Consider the following 5699-nt stretch of genomic DNA (forward strand, 5'->3'; position numbering starts at 1 on the left):
TGCGGCCGCACCGTGACCGCGAGATCCGGGTACACGCCCCGGATCCGGCCGGCCGTTCGGCGGACGGCGCGAACACCCGCGAAGCCCCCGCCAGGAACGCCCCGAAAGCCGCCCGCCGCTCCCCCGGATCCGGCTCCTCGAACCCGTCCGCGTCCGAAGCCAGACAGGCCCGGCACGCGCTGACCGGCGCCAGCCCGCAATAGCGCCCGTCCGGCTGCACCAGGTGGTTGCGGTGGCACACCGGCGAGTAGTCGTGCAGCGTCCAGGCGTAGGGCCGGCCCGACCCCGCCACCCGATCCATCAGCGCCCGCGCCGCCGCCCAGCGCAGCCCCGCCAGCGAGTGCACGTGGATCAGGACCGGCGCCAGCTCTGCGATGAAGCCGGCGAGTTCGTCCGCGTCCCGCGGCAGGTACAGGCTGTCGAGGTTGGGCAGGTACAGGAATTCGGGGCTGCGGTAGGCGACGTGGACCTCGAGGTTGCGGGTCCGGTCGATCTGCAGCAGCACGACGCTCAGGCCCTCGGCCCGGGCCTGGGCGACCATGTCGTCGATGTGCCGCTGGATGCCCCCGCCCCAGGAATGGGTCACGTACAGGAGCGCCCGGCCGGCGAAGTGCCGGGCCAGCCGCGCCCGGTCGAGCCGCGCCCGCCCGCGCCGGCCGGGATCGGCCTGGACGAACTGGCCGACCCGGGCCGGGTAGTCGGGGTGCTTGGCCAGCAGGGCCGCTTGGCCCTGGACGTACTCGCCGCCCTCGTCGAGCCCGAACGAGATCTGGCCGGCATGGTAGACGAACACGTCCTCGGCGAGCAGGTTGACGAAGCCCGCCTTGATGGCGCGCAGGCACCAGTCGTTCTCCTCGCCGTAGCCCTTGCCGAAGGCCTCGGCGTCGAGGGTGCCGACGGCGTCGAGCGCGGCGGCGGTCATGTACATGCAGAAGCCGACGCCGGTGGGCACGGGCACGGCGTGGCCGCGGTTGACCTGCGCGGCCATGCGGTCGAGATCGGCGCGGTCGATCTCCAGCGGCATGGTGTTGTTGGCGTTGAAGCGCGGGTAGGAGCAGATCGTGGCGTTGTTGGACAGCGGCGTGACGCTGCCCACGCGCAGCCCCGCCCCGGCTTCGGCCTCGGGTTCGGCCTTGGGTTCTGCGTGGGCGACGAGCCGGTCGAGCCAGTCGCCGAAGACCTGCGCGTCGGAATTGAGCAGGACGACGGCGCGGCCCTGGCGCAGGCCGAGGGCGCGGTTGACCGAGCGGACGAAGCCGAGGTTGCGTTCGTTCTCGACGAGGTGGAACAGGCCGCGGCCGGCGAGCCGGGCGAGGTCTGCGGTGAGCTCCGGGTCGGGGGAGCGGTCGTTGACGGCGAGCAGGGTGAAGGGCGTGGCCTGGGGCTGGGACAGGCAGGCGTGGAGGGCGCGCAGGGTCTCGCCGCGGCCCTTGTAGACCGGGACGATCACGACGACCCGGGCCTGGTCGATGGGCAGGGCCCGGGGCAGGCGGTCCCATGCGTCGGGCGCGGGGGCCTCCATGGGCGGGTAGGTGCCGAGATCCTCGGGGGCGGCCATCAGCCCGGCGGCCCGGCCCGTGCGCACGTAGTGCAGGAACGGCGACTCCCCCGCACCCAGGAGATGGCCGTAGGCCCGGCGGTAGAAGCGGGTCGAGAAGGTCTTGCTCGGATCGCGGTCCTCCTCCTGTCCGTGGGACAGGAAGTGGATCGCCGGCCCGTTCTCGAAGCCGCGGGTATCCGGGTAGCGCTTGAGGTACCAGGGCGCGTCGAAGAACGGCTCGATCAGGCGGGCCTGCTCGAACAATTCCGCGTCCTCCGCGGCCGGCGGCGCGCCGTAGCGCGGATCGAAGGCGTCGCCCGTGAGGTCGTCGCCGCGCAGCAGCGCCCGGGCCAGATGGTGGACGAAGGGCGCGATGCCCGTCGCCTCCACGTAGGGATGGTGCGCGCGGTAGGCCCAGCCGTTGAAGTCGGCCCTGGGGTTGCGGCCGTTCCGCCAGCCGGTGTCGCAATAGTCGCGCACGGCGTCGTCCGCCTCTGACAGCCCGTAGCGCGCCCGGTAGAAGCCGTGGTCGAAATGCCCCGCCACCAGCCGCGCCTGCAGGTCCAGGAGCCCGTCCCGGTCGCAGGCCGCCTGCCCGATCGCCCCCAGCCAGCCCGTATCGGCGATCGGCGCCCGCGCCGGGCGCAGGCCGCAGACGCCCAGCAGCGCGGCCAGCGTCGAGCGCCCGGGCCCCGGGTCGCGCAGCTCCCGCCAGCCCGCCTCGGCGAAGTGCAGGTACGGCTCCCGCCCGCCCACGTCCGGGTAGGTCGCCCGGTACCAGTCCGCATCCACCGCCGGCAGGTTCAGCCGGTGCGGCTCGGCGAACGGCGCGCCCCCGGACAGCCGGGTCTCGGCGACGTAGCGGAAGAACGGGTCGTCGCCGACCGCCCGGCTGCCCGCGCGGGCCTGCACGAAGCCGGCCGGGTCGAAGTCCGGCCGCGGGCTGACCCGCGCCCGCCAGCCCTCCGTCACGTAGTGGCGCAGCAGCGCGGCGTCCGAGGCCCCGGCCAGCGCCTCGGCCTGGGGGCCGGGCAGGCGCTGCCGGTAATGGGCGGCGTCGAAGTAGGGGGCGAGGGTCTCCATCCGCAGGGCCAGCGCCGCGTCCGGGTCCGGCCGGGCGGGTCCGCCGTTGCGGACGTAGTGCACCAGCGGGTTCTGGGTGGCGAAGGTGAGGCCGCGGGTGAGGCAGTAGGCCAGGGTGTCGAACTGCGGTGCCGGCTCGCGGCCCTCGCGCCAGCCGGAGGCCATGTAGTGGTCGACCGGATCGACGCCGGCGGCGGCGAGGTCTGGGTTGTTGGCCAGGTAGAAGGCCCCGTCCACGAGGCGGCGGGCGAGGCGCTCGGCCTGGGCCGTGTCGGGCTTGGGCAGGGGCGCGCCGGCCGCGCCGGCCGCCCCGCCCGCGCCGCCACCCTCGCCGCTGGCCCGGGCGCGCCGGCGCGTGAGGGCGTGCAGGAACGGGTTGATGCCGGCCCGGGCGAGGTAGGGGCGGTCGGCGAGGTAGGCGGCGGAGTCGAAGTCGGGGCGCGGGTCGCGGCCCTCGCGCCAGCCGCGGACGAGGTAGTCGCGCACCGGATCGGCCGTGATCCCGTACCAGCTCGCGTAGAAGGCCGCGTCGACATGCGGGGCCAGAGTCGCGATCTGCGCGTCCGCGGTGACGAGATCGTTCGCCGCCGGAAGGCCGCGGCGCACCGCCAGCCGGATCAGCGGATTGCCGCGCACCCTGCGGTACAGGCGGAAGAACCGCTTCAACGCACCGCTCGCGCTGCGCCGCGCGCCGCGCGCGCCGGTCCGCGATCCGCGGCGTCGGAGGCGGTGCAGGCCACCAGCCCCGAGGCGGGCTTCGGCCCGGCGGCGCTTGAGACGAGACCTGAGGCTCGGAGGAGCATGTGTTCGCGCGGGCCGATTGTGGGCTTGATCGAAGGCGTGCCGGCGCGTCGGACGAGACGCCGTGTCGGCGGTTCATCGCCCTAACGGAACACGCGCACCGGGTAAACAACGGGGCGCCGACGGTGCTCCGCAGGACCGATCCGAGGCCCGGAGCCGTCCGCCCTCGCCTGCCTCATCGGGGTGCGGTCAGATCAGGTCCGGACGCCACGTCACGTCCTCGCGCACGATGCGTGCGGGATTGCCGGCGGCTACGCAATGGGGCGGCACGGTTCCGGTGACGACAGCGTGTGCGCCGATGATGGCGTTGTCGCCGACCACGGAGCCTTTGAGGAGCGTGGCGTGATTGGCGATCCAGACGTGATTGCCGACGCGAACGGGCTTGGCCGGATTCAGCCGCTGCCCGGTATCCCGGGTGACGATCGAGTGAAAATCGCTCGTCGTCATCCAGACGCCGGACGCAATGGAGCAATCCGTCCCGATCTCGATCGCCTTCGCCTCGACGGGATTGAGATGGACAAGACCGGTGAAGCCGGTCCTGTCGCCGATGCGCAGGATCGAGCTGGGGCCGACATAGATGTTGGCCATCGAGAGCCGGACGTGCTCGCCGACATCGAACCGGCAGTTGGACTCGATGACGATGTGCATGTCCTTGTCGGACACGCAGCCTCTGCCTATGCGGATGTAGTTGTTGTCGCCGTTGATGTAGATCTTTCCGGCTTGGCTATGCTGATCCCGCGAATCGATGTCGATGACATTATTCTCCCCTTTGTCGAAAATATTCAAAGACATAATTTGCTCTGCGGGATCTATGAATGCCCCTGGGCGCGACGCGGCCGACGTCCCGGAGCGGACGGCCGCACATCGAACCCGTGGAAGAACGTTCGCCTTCTGACGTGACGATTACGGTATCGGCGTGCCGAATTCGGAATCCGTCGAGATTCGGCAATTGCGCCGATGACTCCAAGCCGGCAGAGGCGTTCGAAGATGTCTCTAAGCCATCGGGCGTCGTCCTCACAACTCGCGCTGCCGATCGCGGGCCGTCACCGGGCCCGGCCGGCGAGCCTCCGCGCGCCTGTTGACGCCGCAATAGTCCTATGACGTATGCCGTCACCCAGCGAAATCATGGGATGAGGCCGTCCGGTGGCTGAGGACAACACCCTGACGAAGGCCCTGGTCGACGTGCGGGCGCGCAGGGCCGCGCTCCAGAGCGACTACGACCGGATCGGAGCCGAGCTGACCAAGCTCCGGGCGGCCGAGGCGGCGCTGACCTCGATCGTCGAAGGGATCCCGCTGGACGCCTCCGGTCTCCACGTGCCCGAAGGTCCGCGGGCCTCCGCGGCCGAACGCGCCGCGCCCGCCTCCGGCGGACGGCGCGGCGCCCGCGGTCCCCGGGCGAACTCGGCCAAGGGACGGCTGAAGGCGCTGCTCGGCTCGGCCGGCCCGCAGGGCCTGTCGCATGTCGAGATCGCCGAGCGGCTGCCCGACGTCGCGCCGAATACCCTCAACACCTATCTCAGCATGCTGGTGACCGGCGGCGAGGCGATCCGGAACGGCGACTTCTTCACGGCCGCCGCGCCCGTGGAGTCCGAGGACGGTGAGGCTGACGCCGAGGACGAGGCCGACCCGGACTCGGATGCGGAGGTCCAACACGACGCCGCCGAGTGAGCCGGGCGTCCGGCGAGGGCGACGGTGCCGGCTTTGGCGGGCGGAGCGAAACAAGACAGCGGCGCCGCGCGCGGAGATGTCGCGCTGGCCGGGCTCACCGTCCTGCGCTCGTGTCGGTGCAGGGGGGGCGCTTGAATTGATCGACAATCGTGTGACGGCCCCGTCCGGCCCGTCGATTCCGCGCCCCGGTCTTTCGGGTCAGGCCGACGCCATCCGCCGGATGATCGGCAGCATCAGCGCGCTCGGAGCGGCGGCCGGCACGGGGAAGATCGTGGCCGTCTGATCGGTCTTCACCCGAGGCAGCCGCTCGATCACGGTCCGCAGCTTCGGGAGCGTCCGCCCCAAAGTCGCGGCGAGGGTCTCGCCCGCGATCTTGGCCATGACGTATTCCAGGGTGTCGCGAGGCGCCTCGTCGATGGCGGTGGTCGACGGGTAGAAGGCCGCCACGGCGTCGCTGCGGTCGAGGCAGAACTGGCTCAGCTCGTAGAACGCGGCATTGTAGACGCGCATCATCGTGTCCAGGCAGGCCGGCTCGAAGGGCGCGCGCTTCTGGCGGAAGATGCGGGGCGTCGCGAAATGGTAGAGCTGCGACGGGGCGCATCGCCAG

The 5699-nt window shown here is 71.9% G+C and carries 2 protein-coding genes and 2 pseudogenes; 1 reads left to right on the forward strand and 3 read right to left on the reverse strand.

Annotated features, from left to right (window positions below; genetic code table 11):
- Positions 1-3271: pseudogene (locus tag I53_RS09810) on the reverse strand (glycosyltransferase); the annotation flags it as partial.
- A 342-nt stretch (positions 3272-3613) separates the two neighbouring features.
- On the reverse strand, positions 3614-4216 hold the full coding sequence (locus tag I53_RS09815) for an acyltransferase (RefSeq protein ID WP_043349829.1): 603 nt from the start codon (positions 4214-4216) through the stop codon (positions 3614-3616).
- Positions 4217-4567: 351 nt separating this feature from the next.
- Between I53_RS09815 and I53_RS09820 the strand changes: the two genes are divergently transcribed.
- Positions 4568-5092: a hypothetical protein gene (locus I53_RS09820; protein ID WP_043349830.1), complete on the forward strand. Its 525-nt coding sequence runs from the start codon at positions 4568-4570 to the stop codon at positions 5090-5092.
- A gap of 198 nt (positions 5093-5290) precedes the next feature.
- Here I53_RS09820 and I53_RS09825 read toward each other — a convergent pair.
- Positions 5291-5699 (reverse strand): annotated as a pseudogene (locus I53_RS09825) (hypothetical protein); the annotation flags it as partial.

It is taken from the genome of Methylobacterium sp. B1, from assembly GCF_000333255.1.
GTDB lineage: Bacteria > Pseudomonadota > Alphaproteobacteria > Rhizobiales > Beijerinckiaceae > Methylobacterium > Methylobacterium fujisawaense.

Excerpts from the sequence above, each read along its gene's own strand:
- I53_RS09815 (WP_043349829.1), bottom strand. The coding sequence starts at position 4,216 with ATGTCTTTGAATATTTTCGACAAAGGGGAGAATAATGTCATCGACATC.